The 16,946-nt window shown below is 54.8% G+C and carries 18 protein-coding genes; 12 read left to right on the top strand and 6 right to left on the bottom strand.

The features are described 5' to 3' along the window. The first annotated feature begins 14 nt into the window (after window positions 1–14). Complete coding sequence (locus tag ABYP39_RS04455; RefSeq protein WP_372747638.1) at window positions 15–878, top strand: helix-turn-helix transcriptional regulator; 864 nt, start codon at window positions 15–17, stop codon at window positions 876–878. Between the two features lie 17 nt (window positions 879–895). Beyond that, window positions 896–1,657, top strand: coding sequence for an SDR family NAD(P)-dependent oxidoreductase (locus ABYP39_RS04450; protein WP_372747639.1), 762 nt, complete (start codon window positions 896–898; stop codon window positions 1,655–1,657). 94 nt (window positions 1,658–1,751) lie between these two features. Here ABYP39_RS04450 and ABYP39_RS04445 read toward each other — a convergent pair whose 3' ends face one another. The 4 genes from ABYP39_RS04445 to ABYP39_RS04430 form a co-directional block, all read right to left on the bottom strand. Further along, complete coding sequence (locus tag ABYP39_RS04445; protein ID WP_372747640.1) at window positions 1,752–2,693, bottom strand: AEC family transporter; 942 nt, start codon at window positions 2,691–2,693, stop codon at window positions 1,752–1,754. 65 nt (window positions 2,694–2,758) lie between these two features. Continuing rightward, window positions 2,759–3,259 (bottom strand): nuclear transport factor 2 family protein, encoded by a 501-nt coding sequence (locus tag ABYP39_RS04440; RefSeq protein ID WP_372747641.1) that lies wholly within the window; start codon window positions 3,257–3,259, stop codon window positions 2,759–2,761. Between the two features lie 3 nt (window positions 3,260–3,262). Continuing rightward, window positions 3,263–4,030, bottom strand: coding sequence for an SDR family NAD(P)-dependent oxidoreductase (locus ABYP39_RS04435; RefSeq protein ID WP_372747642.1), 768 nt, complete (start codon window positions 4,028–4,030; stop codon window positions 3,263–3,265). Window positions 4,031–4,057: 27 nt separating this feature from the next. Further along, on the bottom strand, window positions 4,058–4,858 hold the full coding sequence (locus ABYP39_RS04430) for an SDR family NAD(P)-dependent oxidoreductase (RefSeq protein WP_372765205.1): 801 nt from the start codon (window positions 4,856–4,858) through the stop codon (window positions 4,058–4,060). 121 nt (window positions 4,859–4,979) lie between these two features. Here ABYP39_RS04430 and ABYP39_RS04425 point away from each other — a divergent pair, with 121 nt between their 5' ends. From ABYP39_RS04425 to ABYP39_RS04410, 4 genes are read left to right on the top strand one after another with little or no spacing between them, the layout of a single operon-like run. Next, the gene (locus ABYP39_RS04425; RefSeq protein ID WP_372781308.1) at window positions 4,980–5,987 is read left to right on the top strand and encodes an NAD(P)-dependent alcohol dehydrogenase; all 1,008 of its coding nucleotides are present in this window, start codon (window positions 4,980–4,982) and stop codon (window positions 5,985–5,987) included. A 30-nt stretch (window positions 5,988–6,017) separates the two neighbouring features. After that, window positions 6,018–7,568 (top strand): AMP-binding protein, encoded by a 1,551-nt coding sequence (locus tag ABYP39_RS04420; protein ID WP_372781306.1) that lies wholly within the window; start codon window positions 6,018–6,020, stop codon window positions 7,566–7,568. A 5-nt stretch (window positions 7,569–7,573) separates the two neighbouring features. After that, on the top strand, window positions 7,574–8,551 hold the full coding sequence (locus ABYP39_RS04415; protein ID WP_372781304.1) for an LLM class flavin-dependent oxidoreductase: 978 nt from the start codon (window positions 7,574–7,576) through the stop codon (window positions 8,549–8,551). 51 nt (window positions 8,552–8,602) lie between these two features. Next, entirely contained in the window at window positions 8,603–9,334 is a 732-nt protein-coding gene (locus ABYP39_RS04410) for an alpha/beta hydrolase (protein WP_372781302.1), read from the top strand. A gap of 2 nt (window positions 9,335–9,336) precedes the next feature. On the opposite strand, the gene ABYP39_RS04405 is transcribed toward ABYP39_RS04410, so the two are convergent. Both ABYP39_RS04405 and ABYP39_RS04400 read right to left on the bottom strand, forming a co-directional pair. Further along, the gene (locus ABYP39_RS04405) at window positions 9,337–10,362 is read right to left on the bottom strand and encodes an alpha/beta hydrolase (RefSeq protein ID WP_372781300.1); all 1,026 of its coding nucleotides are present in this window, start codon (window positions 10,360–10,362) and stop codon (window positions 9,337–9,339) included. 127 nt (window positions 10,363–10,489) lie between these two features. Continuing rightward, window positions 10,490–11,734, bottom strand: a complete 1,245-nt coding sequence (locus tag ABYP39_RS04400) for a cytochrome P450 (protein WP_372748097.1) — start codon at window positions 11,732–11,734, stop codon at window positions 10,490–10,492. A gap of 404 nt (window positions 11,735–12,138) precedes the next feature. Between ABYP39_RS04400 and ABYP39_RS04395 the strand changes: the two genes are divergently transcribed. From ABYP39_RS04395 to ABYP39_RS04370, 6 genes are all read left to right on the top strand, one after another. Continuing rightward, a complete protein-coding gene (locus ABYP39_RS04395) occupies window positions 12,139–13,122 on the top strand; it encodes a thiamine pyrophosphate-dependent dehydrogenase E1 component subunit alpha (protein WP_372748096.1) in 984 nt (327 codons plus the stop codon). Between the two features lie 3 nt (window positions 13,123–13,125). Next, entirely contained in the window at window positions 13,126–14,121 is a 996-nt protein-coding gene (locus ABYP39_RS04390; RefSeq protein WP_372748095.1) for an alpha-ketoacid dehydrogenase subunit beta, read from the top strand. Between the two features lie 3 nt (window positions 14,122–14,124). Continuing rightward, entirely contained in the window at window positions 14,125–14,355 is a 231-nt protein-coding gene (locus ABYP39_RS04385) for a biotin/lipoyl-containing protein (RefSeq protein ID WP_372748093.1), read from the top strand. A 1-nt stretch (window position 14,356) separates the two neighbouring features. Then, complete coding sequence (locus ABYP39_RS04380; RefSeq protein WP_372748092.1) at window positions 14,357–15,763, top strand: SRPBCC family protein; 1,407 nt, start codon at window positions 14,357–14,359, stop codon at window positions 15,761–15,763. Window positions 15,764–15,769: 6 nt separating this feature from the next. Then, window positions 15,770–16,450 carry an SDR family NAD(P)-dependent oxidoreductase gene (locus ABYP39_RS04375; RefSeq protein ID WP_372781298.1) on the top strand — a complete coding sequence of 227 codons (681 nt, stop codon included), beginning with the start codon at window positions 15,770–15,772 and terminating at the stop codon, window positions 16,448–16,450. A 184-nt stretch (window positions 16,451–16,634) separates the two neighbouring features. After that, on the top strand, window positions 16,635–16,946 hold a 312-nt coding region (locus ABYP39_RS04370), incomplete at its 3' end, for a 2Fe-2S iron-sulfur cluster-binding protein (protein WP_372781296.1).

Raw genomic sequence — 16,946 nt, 5'->3', positions numbered from 1 at the left:
GCAAGGAGGATAACATGGCGGTTTCAACCAACAGCATGCGCATCGAGGCTGAACTTAGCGCCCCCATCGCGGCGGTACAATTGGTGCAGTTTCATTTTGACGAGCCCCCGGACAGCGTGTTTCATGAAGATCATCGCTACCGCCTCGATTTGTGTTTAACACCGCGCCCGCGCAATGCGCGGGCAAGCTATCCCGAGCGTTGGGGTGGTGATCGTTTCGAGCGGCTCGGCGCGGTATTTCTTGTGCCGCCGGGCGAAGCTATGCGCGCGCGAAGCGATGCTTGTGGCGACCAGTCATCCCTGCTGTGTCAGATTGATCCCAAGGCGATGCAGCAATGGTTTGAAACCGATCTGACATGGGATGATCGGCATCTGGCGGCGGGACTCGATATTCGCAATACCACGGTGCAGGGTTTGATGATGCGGCTGGCTGAAGAAACGAAGAATCCGGGTTTTGCCAGTGAAATGCTGGTGGAGCTTATTGCCGCACAACTTGGCATTGAACTGTACCGTTATCAGAAAGGCGTTGAGGATCTAAGCAAGCCGGGTGGTCTGGCGCCTTGGCGATTACGTTTGATTGATGAGCGATTAAAAGAATTACCCGCAATGCCCACGCTGGCAGAATTGGCTGATCTGGTGGGGCTGTCGGTTCGGCAGTTAACGCGCGGCTTTCGTATCAGCCGAGAATGTTCTGTGGGTGAATATGTTGCGCAAAGTCGCGTCGAGCTGGCTAAGCAAATGCTTGCCTCGGAGCAAAGTGTGAAGGCCACCGCCTATACGCTAGGATTTTCGTCGCCTTCGAGTTTTTGCTACGCCTTTCGTCGCGCGACGTCTGAAACCCCCGGGCAATATCGGCAGCGAATCGGCCTTGGCAGGTAAATTGAAAAGGTAATCTTGTGAAAAAGCGATTTGAAAACCGAGTGGTCGCGATCACCGGAGCAGCGAGCGGCCTGGGACAAACCTGTGCACTGAGATTTGCGTCTGAAGGTGCTGAGCTAATTTTGTTGGACATTAATGTCGAAGGTTTAAAACATACCGCTGCACAGATCCGTGCGCTGGGTTCGCAATGTACCAGCATAGCGATTGATCTGGCTGACGAAGGCGCCATTGCTGAACTGGGCGATGCGCTGCTGGAGCAGTTTTCTAAAATCGACGTGCTGTATAACAACGCTGGCCTGGCTTATGGCGAAATCAACAAAATGCTAGACGCCGTGGACCAGGCGAGCTGGCTGCGATTCCTATCGATTAATACCTTGGCACCTTTGTTTCTGGCCAAGGCGTTACGCCCCGCGCTGGCTAATGCAAAAGGCGTAGTACTGAATCAATCGTCGATGGCGGCCTATGCTCCGGCCTCGGTCTATGGCGTCACCAAATCAGCATTGAACCAGGTAACCTATGGCATGGCGCATCTCTTTGCCGAGGATAATATCAGGGTAAATGCGATTGCTCCCGGCATTATGGAAACACAGGCCAGCAAGGACAGCCTCGATAAGGCTACCTATGAGCGGGTGCAGGGAATGCAACTGTCGACGTTGCATGGCACGGCCGACGATATAGCTAGCCTGGCCCTGTTTCTGGCATCTGAGGAAGGCCGATTTATCAACTGCGAAGTTGTGCACTGTGATGCCGGGAACCGCTTGCGAGGCTGGCGAGAGTAGGGCGGCTGTGTCACCGCCATGCTATGCACGGTGAGCTGAGAGGTTGCCCACGCAAGGAGCCTGCAAATGTTGGTCAGACTCCCCTGCGGAGTTTTTACACCAGCGCCAGAACTTTTAACAGGAAAAAACCAAGGGTCATGGTCAGCGGTGCCAGTACAGTGGATAGCACCACGATATTGGCTGACAGCTTCCCATCCCCCCCTTTGGCCGTGACCATAATATGCGAGGCGGCAGCGACGGGGCCGCTGAGCAGCAAAAAGTAGATGCCCAACTCCATATTCCGAACGCCCATCAGCAGTGCAATCAATATCGACAACAGTGGTGCAATCAGTAGTCGTAATAAGCAGGCCAGGCGTGTTGCCTTGCGGGATTCTCGCGACGGTTTGAGATCTATTGCGCCGCCGAGCAGAATCAGTGATAGCGGAATGACCGCGGCTGTGAAGTAGCTGCCGCCCTGATAGATGGCCTGTGGAATTGGTAGGGCCAGCAGCGCGGCGCCGAAGCCCAGACAAATGCCGATAATCAGCGGGTTTTTAAGCAAGGCGATAGCAAGCGGCAGTGCCGCAAACTGTCCGCCATAGGCGGCATTAAGCACGAATACCGCAAGCACATTAAATATGAGCGTCCACACGGCAACAGGCAGCGCCGCGAGTGCCAACCCCTCCTCACCAAATGTGCTTGCACACAGTGCCAGGCCGATGATGGCAAGATTGGCGCGAAAACCAGCCTGCGCAACTATGCCGCGCTGCTCCAGAGTATGGCCCCGCCATTTTGCGATCTGCCAGCTGCCTGCAACACAGCACACGGTGGCAATGATACCAGCGAGAGTATGGTTTGAGCTAAATGCGGCAGCGGGTTCAATGCGTGACGCTGTGATAAACAAAATGCCGGGTATGCCGAGGAAAAACACAAACTTTTCGCCACGACGAAAAGCTGCCTGCAGGGTTGGAAAAAGCCGTATCAGTAAAGCGCCGACAAAAATCCATCCGAATACCGGGAAGATCGAGGCAAACGACAGGTATAGCAGCGACAGCATGGTAACTCACGTAAAGCAGAAGATCCGGCTGTTGCAAGCGTGCGCCTTGTGGTGTGAATGGAATGCTAAAGGCGCGCAAACAGCTGGCTGGTGAGCATAGTATAACTGGGTTCGTGGCTCAGTGGATCACCGTTTAAGGGATCGGCGGGCTTGCGGCTGCGTAAATCGTAGGTGACTACACGTTTGGCAAATCGCCAGCGGTCTTCTTCTTTACGGTATTGGTCAATATAACGTACGCACATAAAGTCTTCCAGCCAGCCCCCGCTGCCGTCCGGTATGAGGTGCCAAGCCAGCGCGTAGATTTCTCCTTCGGCCTCTTTGCCATTTACCGAAATAAGGTGGTTACAGATGTGGTGCCCGCTATAACGCATGTAGGGAAAGCAGCTCTCCAGGAAATCTACGTATTCGTTGGCGGGGCCATCAAAAGTGTCACCGTGTGTGTCGGTAGCATCGGCTGTGTAGAGCGTACGCAAAAGCTTGCCGTCTTTGCGATCCACGCCGCGCGAATAGAGCAGGGCTAGCTCACGGATTTCGTCTTTTGCGATCAGTTGGTCGAGAGTGCTCATGGTTTATCCTGCGGTTATACCGTTGTCTATATTGATAACAGCGCCGTGATAGCCTCGGGCGGCGTCGGAAAGAAGGTAAGTCACCATCGTTGCAACATCGTCGATCTCGACCAGCCCGCGCAATGGTGCAAGGCGGGATAACAGAGTGCTGTCCGGGTTTTTCAGATCACGCAAACCCATCGCTAAAGGGGTCATCATGCCGCCGGGCGCTACAGCGTTGAATCGGATGGGCTGATGCATGTACTCCATGGCCAAGGATTTGGTGAGTTGGGTAAGTGCGGCTTTGGAAGCGCTGTACGCCGCGAGGTAGGCCTGGCCCACATGGGCAGCACAGGATGTCACGTTGACCACCGCGCCTCGGCTTGTCAGCAAGTGCGGAATTGCTGCCTGAATCAGCAGAAAGGGGGCGGTGAGATTTACCGTTAGCGTTTTCTCCCACTGCTGCGCTGGCATTTCTGTGGTGTGGCTGGGTATGAAAACAGCGGCGATATTACACAGTGCATCGAGCCGACCAAAGGTGTCGACACTGTCCTTGATGATATTGGCCGGCGCGGTCGGGTCCGCCAAATCGACAGGTTTTACGAGTGTCTTGCAGTCGAGTTCAGCGATGACTTTTGCAGTGCTTTGCAAACCATCGACATCAATGTCTACCAAAGTGACAGACGCACCAGCTTGCGCCAATTTTATCGCTGTTGCCCTACCCAGGCCCGACGCAGCGCCAGTAACAATCGCTACCTTGGATGTCATGTCTGTCGGTTTCTCGCCAATCATGGAATGCTCCGGTGCAGTAATTGCACTTTACAGAGAGAAGGAATAGCCGCCGTTAACTGGATAGGTTTGGCCGGTAATCCATGAGCCGGCCTCTGAGCAAAGAAACAGCGTCATATTGGCGACATCGTCGGGTTTTCCAAAGCGACGAATAACGTAGCGGCCTACGTGGGCTTTGGCCTGATCGCTGCGCAGAAATTCGCTGAGTGTTGGCTCATCCAGCGCAGGTTCCAGTGTCGACAAAGAAATGCAGTTGGCGGTTATGTTATAGCGTCCAGTTTCTTTGGCGATGGAACGCATAAAACCGGCGGCAGCCGCTTTGGCGGCTGCGTAAGCCGTCAGGCGGGCTTCGCCGATACGCCCGGCGTCTGATACGACAGTGACAATACGCCCGGTCTTCTGCTCAACCATTTGCGGGATAATGCAGTGGCAGCAGTTCATCACGCCTTTGAGATTGGTATGAAAATAGCGGTCCCATTCTTCCGGCGCCGTTTCCCAAAAAACGGGGGAGGGACGCATGGTCACATCCGGCCCGGCATTGCCTGCGTTGTTGATGAGAAGGGTGATAGAGCCCAATTCTGCTCTGGTCTGGTCGGCGGCGCGCTGGATGGCCCCATGATCTCCCACATCGGCAGGCACCGCGATGGCGCGCACACCGAGATCGCGAATTTCTTGCGCGACAGCTTCGGCGCGTTCTGCCATAAAATCGTTCACGGCCACGCCGTCGACATTGTGACGCGCCAGCTTCAAAGCAATGGCACGCCCAGCGCCCTGTCCAGCGCCGGTAACGAAAGCAATTTGGCCCGACAGATTGAAAGTATCGTCGCTCATGGGGGAGACCTCACATAGCTTGTTATTCAACATAGTTGACTAATAGTGGTGCTTTCAGCATATTGAGCTACCAGTCGTTATGCAATGTTTATGCGCTCTGATCGTGTAGAAATCGAGACATATGAAAAGCTTTATTACACCAGACAACGAAGGTATCGAGTCGCTGAGAATCGTCGAGTGTGCCGAACCTGGTGATATTACTGCCGGTCAGGTTCGGGTAGCGATAAAGGCTGCGTCAATAAATTACCGCGATCTGCTGGTGTTGTCGGGAGCCCTGGGCAAACCCGGTCCAGATGGCTTGATCATGTGTTCCGATGGCGCCGGCGAGGTCGTCGAAGTCGCGCCAGATGTGGAGCGGGTAAAGGTGGGTGATCGGGTAGCGATGACCTTTATTCCTGATTGGGTTGCCGGGCCGTTTCGCACCGTCAAGAAGCCCTATAGTCTTGGCTTTCCATTGCAGGGCGTGATGCGCGAGCAAATGGTGGTGCATGAGAGTGAACTGGTAAAGCTTCCCGCGCATCTGAGTTATGAGGCAGGAGCCTGTCTCCCGTGCGCTGGGGTAACCGCCTGGCGGGCCCTGTGCGGCGATGCGCCATTGTATCCAGGCATGAGTGTGTTGCTTCAGGGGGGAGGCGGTGTGTCGGTGTTCGGCGTGCAGTTTGCGAAACTGTTTGGCGCTCGCGTTATTGTGACTTCGTCCAGCCAAGAGCGCTGCGATAAGTTGAGACAGTTGGGGGCCGATGAAACCATAAATTACTGCAGCCGCGAAGACTGGGATAAGGCTGCTCGGGAACTTACAGAAGATGAAGGCGTTGATCTGGCGATAGACCTTGGCGGTGCGGGCACTATTGATCGTACGGTGCAATCGGTGAAGAAAGGTGGCCGGGTAGCGCTGGTGGGGCTGCTTTCCGGATGGCCACAGTCGATCAATTCCTTGTTTACTTCGCGAGCGGATGTAACACCGGTGACAGTTGGCAGCCGCGATGACGTTGAATTAATGAATCGTGCTATCGATTTTCATAAGCTGGAACCGGTCATCGACCGTCAATACGGCTTTGAGGAATTGCCGGACGCGCTGCGCTATCTGGAGAGCGGTAAGCAGTTCGGCAAAATAGTGGTGTCTTTTTGACGACGTTGCACAACAATTAAAAGGTAAGCTATGGATGCCCTCCACCGCACGCTATACGTGCCAGAAATTCTCGCCAATGCACTGAACCAGGACGAAACCCGCCCCCTGATACAGTTGCTCGGCGGTCCGATGATGACGGTTGGCGATGTGCGCGATGAAGCCAGCCGATTTGTACAGGCGCTGTCCAGCCTAGGCTTGGGTAAGGGAAAGCGGCTGGGGCTGCTTTCTGCCAACCGGCCCGAAGTTTTGCACTTGGCCAACGCTGTGCAATTACTGCCGGCGATCTATGTACCCATGCATCCGCTTGGCGGCTTTGATGATCATCTTCATGTGGTGACAGATGCGCAAGTGGATGTGTTGATCTTTGACGCCGAGCGCTATGCGGAGCGTGCGAAAGCACTGGCTGAAGCCGTACCAGGCTTGCGGTTGTTGGCCTTTGGTGGCAGTGAGCTGGCGCAAGATCTCAGCGCGTTAGCGGCAACGTTTTCACCACAACAGCTGGTGCCGCCGCTAGTGGACGGCGATGACATTGTCAGGCTGGGTTACTCCGGGGGAACCACCGGCAAACCGAAGGCTCTGGCTAGTGTTCAGCGCACCGGTCTGCACACTATTCAATTAATGATGTCTGAGTGGGAGTGGCCTTCGCAACCCAGGTTTCTGTGCTGTACGCCACTGAGCCATGCTGGCGCTGCAATGTTTATCCCGGTGTTGTTGAGAGGTGGCACCATGCTGGTGTTGCCAGCGTTTAATCCAGAGCAGGTTCTGCACACCATTCAGGAATATCGCATCAACACTATCATGCTAGTACCCACGATGATCTACGCGTTGCTCGATCATCCACGTTTCGACGAATTTGATCTGTCGAGTCTGGAAACCGTATTTTACGGGGCTTCTGCGATGTCACCGGTGCGACTGAAAGAAGCTATTGAGCGAATTGGTCCGGTGTTTATGCAATTTTACGGTCAGGCGGAAGCACCGATGTGCGTTACGGTGTTGCGCAAACACGAACACGACGTGAATGACCCCAAGCGGCTGGCGAGCTGTGGCCGGCCCGTACCTTGGTTGCATGTGGAATTGCTGGGCGCAAATAACCAGCCGGTTGCTGATGGTGAACCGGGCGAGATTTGCGTACGCGGACCACTGATCATGAACGGCTATCGAGATTTGCCCGAGCTTACGGCGCAGGCGTTTGACGGAGGCTGGCTGCACAGTGGCGATGTGGCAGTGCGCGACCCCGGCGGTTTTCTGCGCATAATTGATCGCACCAAAGACATGATTGTTACTGGTGGCTTTAATGTCTATCCCAGAGAGATAGAGGACATACTTAGCTTGCACCCGGCGGTGTCTCAGGTGGCGGTGATTGGTGTTCCGCATGAAAAGTGGGGTGAAGCCGTTAAGGCGGTCGTCGTGCTGCGCCGGGAGAAAGGGGTAGAAGCACAGGACCTTATCGAGATGGTGGCGGCGAAAAAGGGTTCTTTTCAGGCGCCGAAATCCATCGAGTTTGTACCAAGTATTCCGCAAACCCCAGTCGGCAAACCGGATAAAAAAGCACTGCGAGAGTGGTATAGCAAAGAGGTCTAAAAATAATGTTGATGATGCGTTTTGATATGCGCGTTCCGGATAAATCGCCGGCTGAAATTGCGGATCAATACGAGTGTGCCATTCAGATGGCGCAGTGGGTTGAAGGGAAAGCGCCTGCGATGTTGGGCCTGTCTGAGCATCACGCGGCAGAAGATGGCTACATGCCGAGCCCGCTGGTATTGGCAGGCTCGATGGCCGCGGTCACCAGCAAGCTGCCGATAATGATCGCGGCCACGTTGATGCCGCTCTACGATCCGGTGCGTCTGGTTGAAGAAATGATCATGTTGGATCACATAAGTCGTGGGCGAGTAAGTTATGTCTTTGGGCTCGGCTACCGCAAGACAGAATACGATCTGTTTGATCTGGAGTTTGGTGAGCGCGGCAAAATCGCGGACGAAAAACTCGCTCGGGTGCTTAGCTTGATCACCGAGGCGAAAACCGCAACGCGCATGCCGCGCATCACGCCGCCCCCTTTCAGCGCAGATGGCCCGCCGGTCATGTGGGGTGGTGGCAGCAAAGCAGCGGCACGTCGCGCTGGCCGCAATGGCCTGTCGTTTTTGGGGCAGGTAGATGCGCCAGGTATCAAGGAATCGTACGAAAAAGCCTGCAAGGATGCAGGACATCCCATTGGGATGTGCATCGTTCCGCCGGCGGATATGCCCAATATTGTGTTTGTGCACCCGAATCCGGATGAGGGTTGGGAAGAGGTAGGCCCCTACTTGTTGAAAGACGCCGCGTCCTATGCAGAGTGGAACAATGAGGCGGGACTAACAGCGGCTAGTCTGTCGCAGGCTAAAACGATTGACGATATGAAGAAAGAAAACGGAGCCTACCGAGTGGTTGATGTAAAAGGTGCGCTTCAACTGATAAAGACTTGGGGGCGGTTGCCATTGCATCCCCTTTGCGGAGGTGTGCCGCCCGAGCTGGGCTGGACCTACCTGAAGCGCGCGGTCGAAGAAGTGATGCCACACTTGGCAGCTTAGTGTTCGCGTACTCTGAGAAAACGACAGTCTCTAACGATAAAAGGTACAACGATGGCGACATTTGTACTCGTGCACGGTGGCGGGCACGGCGGTTGGTGCTACCAGAGCGTGGCGAAAATTCTTCGGGCACAGGGACACGAAGTGTATGCGCCGTCGTTGACCGGGCTTGCTGATCGCGAACACTTGTTGAGTGATGCTGTCGATCTGAATATGCATATTACGGATATCGTAAAGCTGATTCAGTTTGAAGATTTGAACAACGTGATTCTGGTGGGACACAGCTACGGCGGCATGGTGATCACCGGAGTTGCCGACCGTGTCACCGATCGCATTGCCAATCTGGTATATCTGGATGCCGCTTTTCCCGAAAACGGACAGTCGCTAGTTGATCATGCCGGCGAGGTAATCCTGGCAGCTCGGGAAAAGATGCGCGTGGTTGACAGTATCGAGTTGGTGCTGTTTCCCGGTGATGATCCCATGGGTTTCTATGGCGTGACAGACCCAGATCAGATTGCCTGGATGAAGCCTAAGTTGACCCCTCATCCCTGGCGTTGTTTCGAGCAACAGCTGGTGCTTAACAACGAGGCGGAGATGCGAGCAATCCCCATTTCTTTTGTTTTCAGCGCCGTGCAGATCGATAGCTTGACGGATGAGATTCGTCAGCAGATCCGTGAGTTTACCCAAGGGCGATTTTGGGAAATTAATACCGGACACGACCTGATGATCTCTGAGCCAGAGCTGACCGCTGACGCGCTGCTGGGCGTCTCTTTAACACTCTCCTGACGTCATTGGCCGGCAAGGTGCTGCCGAGCAAAGGCGGCAATGTCTTCGCAGGCCTGGCGGGCTTCTGGAAACACATCCGCAAAGAGTGGAAAGGCGTGAGGTAACACCGGCCATACGTGACAAGTGGTATCGACGCCTGCTGCTTGGCACCGTCGGGCCAACAGCACGGACTCGTCCATGAGTATTTCGTTGCTGCTACACAGGAAAAACATTGGCGGCAGATCCTGGCAGTCCATATAGAGCGGTGAAATTTCGGGGTCTGCGCTGTCGTGTTCACCGCAATACATGGCGGTCACATTGACCAGGGCGGCTAGCGGCAATAAAGGGTCGCGTTTTACCAGTTGATGGCGGGAGCTTGGGCCGTGAATGCGACCCAGTTCAGTGGCCGGTGACACCGGGATCGCGCAAGCAGGCATAGGCAGGCTGTTGTTGCGAAGCCGTTGCAGTAGACCGAACAGCAGGTTGCCGCCAGCGGAATCTCCGCCGAGCACGATGCGCGAGGGCGCAAAGCCAGCATTAAGCACTGCCTGATAGGCTGCTTCGCAGTCGTTCAGGCCGCGAGGAAAAGGGTTGAGCGGTGCCAGGCGGTAGTCGGGCATAAAGCCGACAGCGCCAATGGCTTTGCACAGCCTGGCGGCCATGCTCAGATGGGCATTGGGGGCGGCTGGCAGGAAGAAGGCGCCGCCATGAAGCCACAATACCAGGGGCTTGCTGGTCTGGCTGATATCGCCAAATACGTGCCCCGGCACATTGCCGACGATGTCATAACGTATCGGCATGTCCTCGATGTCTGGCCACACCAGCGAGGCAACCCGTAGCTGTATTTTGCCGAGTTTGTCCGGTGTAGCGCGCGACATTCGCGCCAGCATGGGCTTGGCGATCAGCCGCATTAGCGCAACGATCACGCGACTGCGAAAACTGATTGGCACATTGCAGTAGGTGATACCGTCAATGGAAGAGTCCTCAAGGGGGGTGGTGATGGCATCTATCATGATCGGATACGTCGTTTTTGGTGTTGTGTTTGTCACTCTACTTCAGTATTGGCAGATTTCGAAGCCTCTGTGGTGATTCAGTGCAGTGTGTCTTGCGTCACTCGAGAACGGGGCGTTAAAGCAAAGAGAGAAGACGGCACCCTGGGGGTGCCGAGGTGCAGCGTTACCAAACCAGGTGAACCTGTTCCGGACCCCATACCGGGCCGCCGTGATATTGCACGGGTTTGCTTGGGTCGAGCCGGAACTCAGGCAGACCTTTCAACATTTCTTCATAAAGCACGTTCATTTCAATTCGCGCCAGGTGAGAGCCCAGGCAGCGATGGGGGCCGACGCCAAAAGCGATGTGGACTGACTCGCGCTGAGTGTTGAACGTAGCGGGCTCGGCGTAAACGCTTGGGTCGAGATCAGCGCCGGGTAGCATCAAAATTACCTTTTCGCCTTTCTTCATGGGCGCGCCCTGAAACTCAGTGTCTTGCGTGAGAAAACGCACAGGTAGAGTAAAGGTATAACGCCGCAACATTTCTTCATTGCCCGGTGCAACCTTGCTCGGATCTGCGCGCAGGCTATTTTGGAATTCGGGGTTTTTGGCCAGGTGAATGGCGCCCAGTCCCATGCCGTTCATGACGGTGTCGAGACCGGCAACGAATATCATGACGCCATAGCTCTCTATTTGGTGCATCGTCATGGGCTTGCCGTCAATCTCGGTCGCCCAGAGCATCGAAAGCACATCGTCCTGCGGGTTTTCCTTACGCTCAAGAATCGTGTCGCGCATGATGTTCGCAACCTTGCGTAGTCGCGCTTGTACTGCGCCCGGATCAAAATCGGTGGAGGCCAGGTGCTCTTTTACCAACGCGCGATACTCCCCTTGTCGCTCAGTGGGCAGACCAAACATTTTCAGGAACACGGTAACTGGCAGCGGCTCTGCGAGGGTAGACATAAACTCGCAGCCGCCTTTGTCCTTGACCGAAGCCACCAAGTCGCTGGCGAGTTTGCGGATATCGGTTTCTATAGCTTTCATCGCCTTGGGCGAGAAGGCTTTTTGCAGGGGCAGACGCAACGCAGTGTGCAACGGCGGATCAAGCGTGATGGGGGAGGGGATCAGCGGCTTCTGGTCTTCTGGCAGATCATTCAGTATGGCCTGCAGGTCTTCCCACGGGATTGGAGAATTACTGAACAGATCGGTTGCTTTGGAGCCTTCGAACACGGCTTTATGGCCCATCAGCATCCAGTGGCCGTCATTGCGCGGTGTCCAGAAAATGGGCGGCGCTTCTTTCACTATTTCCAGGGCGCGATCGTGGCCTTTGGCAAGCAGGCCGGGGTCGGCGTAGTAGTCAAAGTCGAATACCAGTTCATCGGGAATATGCGCTGGTTTTTCGACCGCTGGGCTCATGGCTTTGGCTGTGGACATAGTGTGCTCCGTGTGGCGCTGGTCAAATTTCGCTGCCTTGCGGCAAAGTGTTCCGGGTGCCCTCGGCGGGCTGATTTGCGCCCCCGCTGATACGTATTCTGCTGGGGTGCAATCGTTTGATAATGTTTGTAACGCTATGTTTTTGCAGAATATATTGAGTGCTCACTGGCAGTCTCCGTGGAGGCTGTCTATCTTTTAATGAACACATCTGCATACTGGGCTGGCGGGCACTTTACATTCCCAACGGCCCTGTCCATAATGGACAGCATTGTTGAACAATACGAAGTCTAACACAAGCATAATTCACGTGGCCTTTTAACAGCAGAATTTAGCAGTAGAAATACGCAGCCTTGTTCAGCCATACATTTGGCCACTACTAGCAACTACTAAAGTCGAGAAAGCCAATGAGTACGACAGAATCGTTTTCACCCGCCCATCTTCTCGAGGTTTATAAGAAAGCCCGTAAGATCAATATAGTCGACGAAAGAATTCGTGGGTTGATCCGCTCCGGCGCCATGCATCCGGTGTATTACTCCCCGCGCGGGCAGGAAGTAGTTGCTGCCGGTATGGGCGTGCATCTGAACAGCGAAGATTACCTGTGCACCATTTATCGCGGCATTCACGATCAGGTGGCGAAGGGTATGCCGCTGGATGTGCTGCTCGCCGAGTACTTTATGAAAGTCACGGGTGCCTGTAAGGGCAAGGGTGGTGCCATGCATATTACCCACCCGCCGACAGGGGTGATGGTAACGACCGGTGTGGTGGGCTCGAGTATGCCTATAGCTAACGGTTTGGCCTGGGCTTCACAACTCAAAGGTGACGGCCGCGTGTCAGTGGCTACCTTTGGTGATGGTGCCTCCAATATCGGTGCCTTCCATGAAGCACTGAACCTGGCGGCTTTGTGGAAACTGCCGGTTATCTTCCTGTGTCAGAACAATCGCTATCAGGAATGCACCGCCTACGAAGACTCTACCCCGGTGGAAAGCATTGCGACTCGCGCTGTGGCCTACGGACCCAACATGGCGGGTGTGCGGGTTAACGGTAACGACGCTGAAGAGATGTGGACGGCGATGCGCGATGCGGTTGCCCGTGCTCGTGCCGGCGACGGCCCGACCCTGATCGAGGCCATGACTTTCCGCTACATGGGCCACTACTTTGGCGACCAGGCACCTTACATTCCCAAGGAAGAGCTGGAAGCTGAAATGGCGAAAGATCCAATGATTACGATTCGTCAGCAGGTTCTGGACAGTGGTGCTGCTGCAGAGTCGGATCTGGACGCGATCGACGCGGAAATCAATGCAGAGTTCGATGCGGCGGTTGAATTTGCCAAATCCAGCCCTGAGCCCGAATTGGACGAAGTGACAAAAGACGTATACGGAGCCGCCTAAGCCATGAGCGATCAAATAACTTTTACACAAGCCTATAACCGTGCCCTGGATGAGGCCATGGCGGCCGATCCCAATGTCATTTTGCTAGGTGAGGATATTGGAGAGAAAGAAGGCGGCGGTGTATTTAAGGTAACCGGGGGTCTGGGCCCTAAACACGGTATGGAGCGCGTGCGCACTACACCAATTTCCGAGCAGGCGATTGTTGGGGCGGCTATTGGCGCATCGCTGGCCGGCATGAAGCCTGTCGCCGAAATCATGCTGATGAACTTTATCACCGTGGCAATGGATCAGATCGTAAACCACGCCGCTAAGCTGCGGTTTATGTCTGGCGGTCAGACCAACGTGCCGATAACCATCCGTACCCGCACGGGTGCAGGTATGAGCGCGGCGGGTCAGCATTCAGATATGCTGGAAGCCTGGTTTTGCCACACTGCGGGTATCAAAGTAGTTATTCCATCAACGCCAGCCGAAGCAGTGGGTCTGCTGCGCGCCTGTATTGATGATCCCGATCCCTGCCTGTTTATCGAAGACGCCCTGACCCGCGCCGACAAAGGCCCGGCGCCGGAGGTTGCCAATTACAGCATTCCGCTGGGCAAGGCTAATGTCGAGAAAGAAGGCACGGACGTGAGCTTTATTAGCTACGGTCGCCCGCTGAAAGACATGCGCAAAATGGTCGACAAACTGGAGGCTGATGGCATTTCCGTTGAGATTGTCGATCTGCGTACCGTGTCTCCGCTCGATACTGACACCATCGTTGCGTCGGTCAACAAAACCGGCCGAGCTGTCGTTGCCCATGAAGCGGTTCGCAGCTTTGGTGTGGGCGCCGAGGTTGTGGCACGTCTGCAAGAACATTGCTTTGGCAATCTGAAGGCGCCGATCAAGCGCGTAGCATCTGCCGATTGTGCGGTGCCTTTTGCACGCAAGCTGGAACACGGCGCATTCCTTTATCAGGCCAGCGATATTGAAAAGGCCATTCGTGAAACTCTTGAAGGGAAATAAATCATGAGCACAGAAGTTCGCATTCCTTCCATCGGCTTTTCTACGCAGGAAGCTACCCTGACCGAATGGCTGGTCGCCGACGGCGAAGAAGTGAAAGAAGGTCAGCTGCTGTACACCCTGGAGCTGGATAAATCAGTTCAGGAAGTTGAAGCGCCTGCCTCTGGCAAGCTGAAAATCATCGCTGAGACGGGTGAAGCCTACGATGTGGGATCGCTGATTGCGGAGATAGTGTGAAATGACCCTGATAGCCGCTGAAAAGACCGGGGCCGAATGGCCCGAAAGCTGGCGTTTGTTGTCGCACGGTATTCGTACCGGGCGATATACCGACCCCGCCTTTCTGAAGCTGGAGTTTGAACAGCTCTGGACCAAGGTCTGGCAGGCGGCTGCGCGATTGGATGAGATTCCGGCGCGGGGCGATTACACCACTTACACGATTGGTGATCAGTCGGTCATTATCGTGCGGGTCGACGACGACACGATCAAAGCTTTTCACAATGTCTGTCCACACCGGGGCACCGCATTGTCAGACGGGGGCTGCGGTCATTTTGAAAAGGATCGCATCATTTGTCCCTTTCACGGGTGGCGCTGGGATTTGCAGGGTAACAATCAGTTTGTGCTCGAGCGTCACGAGTTCAAGAGCGGTAAGCTCGAGGACAAAGACGTTGCGTTGCGTGAAGTGGAGCATGTGGTCTTTGCCGGTTTTGTTTTTATCAACTTTGATAAGAATCCGATTCCGTTTGACGACTTTATCTCACCGGTAAAACAGTTGCTGGAAGATCTTGCCATTGGTGAGATGCGCAACTACTGGTGGAAAGGCATTGCCGTACCGGCTAACTGGAAAGTGGCGCAAGAGGCTTTCTTTGAAGGTTATCATGTTCCGGCGACTCACCCCCAGCTGGAGGTGAAGGCCGCTGCGGTTGTGTACGGTGATGATCCGAATGCAGAGGTTGAGTTCACTCACCATAATATTACTACGGATGCTTTTCCCTATGGTCATGGCCGTTTTTATGCAGGAAAGAACACGGCCATGCAGGGCAAAACCAATTACCCGGACGGGGTCGATCCGGTAGACGCGATGGCGGATCGCTTGAATCTATTGGCCGAAGGAATGGATGCCCAGGTATTAAAAGCCGATGTTGAGATTGCCCGCTCTCTCAAGGGCAAGCCAATTCCTGAAGGCTCGTCACTCGGTGCGGAGTTTGTGAAGGCGCTATATACCGACGCCGCGAAAAAGCAGCGCCCCATGCCGAAACCGGAGCCGGAAGTGTTGGGCATGTGGGGCGGTGAGTTTTTTATCTTCCCGAATCTTTTGATCTTGCCCAATGCGGGCAATGCCATGATCTACCGGGTGATGCCCGATGCGCGTGATCCGGACAAATGTACCTTCGAAATTCTGTCGACAAAAACCTACCCGGCTGACGAAGCGGTGCCGCGCGCGATTCGTGAAGATGTCACTGATTACATGAACCCCGAACAGGTGTTGGAGATTCCTCGTCAGGATCTTGGTAACATCCCCCGTATGCAGAAGGGTCTGCATTCTCTGGGTTGCAAGCAGATATGGCTTGCTGAGAACTATGAGAAAATGATCATGAACATGCACCGGGAAATGGATAAATACCTCGGTGCTCCGACGGAAAGCTAGGTTCTTATGGAATTAAAAGACAAGGTAGTAGTGGTTACCGGCGCACTGGGTTCGCTGGGTCGTGCAGTCTCGGGTGCGGCGGCGAAAGCCGGCGCTACCGTATATGCAGTCGATGTGGTGGATGGTCAGCCAGAAGCCGGAGTGGAAGCAACACCGGCACTGGATCTCAGCGATGCAGAGGCCACCAGTAAGGCCTTCGCCGCTATTGCCGCAAAAGCCGGGCGCATTGATGCGCTGGTAAATGTTGCCGGCGGTTTCGCTTGGGAAACTGTGGAAGAAGGTTCCATTGATACCTGGGATTTTCTCTACAAACTGAATGTTCGCACCGCCGTCAATGCCAGTAAAGCCGCACTGCCGCATATTCCGGCTAGTGGTGGCCGGATCGTCAATATCAGTGCTGCCGGTTCGGTCAAAGCAGATATGGGGCTCGGTGCCTACGCGGCGTCCAAGTCTGGTGTATCTCGCCTGACCGAGGCATTAGCCGAGGAACTGAAATCGCGCAATATCACGGTGAATGCGGTTCAGCCCAGCATTATTGATACCAAACCTAACCGCGATGCCATGCCTGACGCAGATTTTTCAACTTGGGTGACGCCGGCAGCGTTGGCGGATGTCATTCTGTTTTTGCTGAGCTCTCGCGCAGAAGCGGTCACTGGCGCTCTGCTGCCGGTAGTAGGGCGGGTATAAATCGGATTGTAGCGCTGTAATAGCTCCATTGCCCGTCAGGTAAAGTCTTACAGGTAGTTTAGTGGACATGGTGGGCGAACTTGCTACTATTTTGCGCCTACGAGCCCGGCTGATCGTCAGCGCGGCGCAAATTGGAATCATGAATAACAGCCATCCTCGATGGTGCAGTGTGGAGTAAAGGCTCATGGGTCAAGTAACGTACGTCAGCTTTGATGGCGAAAAAACCGTAGTAGATGTAGAAAACGGCGATAACCTCATGCAGGCCGCTATCGACAATGGCGTATCCGGCATTCTGGGCGACTGCGGTGGTGGCTGTGCCTGTGCGACCTGTCACTGCATTGTGGACGACGCCTGGGCAGCTAAAACCGGTCAGCCGGATGAGCTCGAAGTGGACATGCTCGATGGCCTGATTGATCCCAAGCCTACCAGTCGCCTGAGCTGCCAGATCATCATGAAAGATGAGTTGGACGGCGTTGTGATTCATCTGCCGGAGAGC

The organism is Litorivivens sp., from assembly GCF_041625495.1.
In the GTDB taxonomy this organism is placed as follows: Bacteria; Pseudomonadota; Gammaproteobacteria; order Pseudomonadales; family Spongiibacteraceae; genus Litorivivens.
This window is presented reverse-complemented; position numbering and strand designations above follow the sequence as displayed.

What these genes read in the sequence shown, in the direction of transcription:
- ABYP39_RS04455 (WP_372747638.1), top strand. Translation starts at nt 15, where the DNA reads ATGGCGGTTTCAACCAACAGCATGCGCATCGAGGCTGAACTTAGCGCC.
- ABYP39_RS04445 (WP_372747640.1), bottom strand. Translation starts at nt 2,693, where the DNA reads ATGCTGTCGCTGCTATACCTGTCGTTTGCCTCGATCTTCCCGGTATTC.
- ABYP39_RS04440 (WP_372747641.1), bottom strand. Translation starts at nt 3,259, where the DNA reads ATGAGCACTCTCGACCAACTGATCGCAAAAGACGAAATCCGTGAGCTA.
- ABYP39_RS04435 (WP_372747642.1), bottom strand. Translation starts at nt 4,030, where the DNA reads ATGATTGGCGAGAAACCGACAGACATGACATCCAAGGTAGCGATTGTT.
- ABYP39_RS04430 (WP_372765205.1), bottom strand. Translation starts at nt 4,858, where the DNA reads ATGAGCGACGATACTTTCAATCTGTCGGGCCAAATTGCTTTCGTTACC.
- ABYP39_RS04425 (WP_372781308.1), top strand. Translation starts at nt 4,980, where the DNA reads ATGAAAAGCTTTATTACACCAGACAACGAAGGTATCGAGTCGCTGAGA.
- ABYP39_RS04420 (WP_372781306.1), top strand. Translation starts at nt 6,018, where the DNA reads ATGGATGCCCTCCACCGCACGCTATACGTGCCAGAAATTCTCGCCAAT.
- ABYP39_RS04415 (WP_372781304.1), top strand. Translation starts at nt 7,574, where the DNA reads ATGTTGATGATGCGTTTTGATATGCGCGTTCCGGATAAATCGCCGGCT.
- ABYP39_RS04410 (WP_372781302.1), top strand. Translation starts at nt 8,603, where the DNA reads ATGGCGACATTTGTACTCGTGCACGGTGGCGGGCACGGCGGTTGGTGC.
- ABYP39_RS04400 (WP_372748097.1), bottom strand. Translation starts at nt 11,734, where the DNA reads ATGTCCACAGCCAAAGCCATGAGCCCAGCGGTCGAAAAACCAGCGCAT.
- ABYP39_RS04395 (WP_372748096.1), top strand. Translation starts at nt 12,139, where the DNA reads ATGAGTACGACAGAATCGTTTTCACCCGCCCATCTTCTCGAGGTTTAT.
- ABYP39_RS04390 (WP_372748095.1), top strand. Translation starts at nt 13,126, where the DNA reads ATGAGCGATCAAATAACTTTTACACAAGCCTATAACCGTGCCCTGGAT.
- ABYP39_RS04385 (WP_372748093.1), top strand. Translation starts at nt 14,125, where the DNA reads ATGAGCACAGAAGTTCGCATTCCTTCCATCGGCTTTTCTACGCAGGAA.
- ABYP39_RS04380 (WP_372748092.1), top strand. Translation starts at nt 14,357, where the DNA reads ATGACCCTGATAGCCGCTGAAAAGACCGGGGCCGAATGGCCCGAAAGC.
- ABYP39_RS04375 (WP_372781298.1), top strand. Translation starts at nt 15,770, where the DNA reads ATGGAATTAAAAGACAAGGTAGTAGTGGTTACCGGCGCACTGGGTTCG.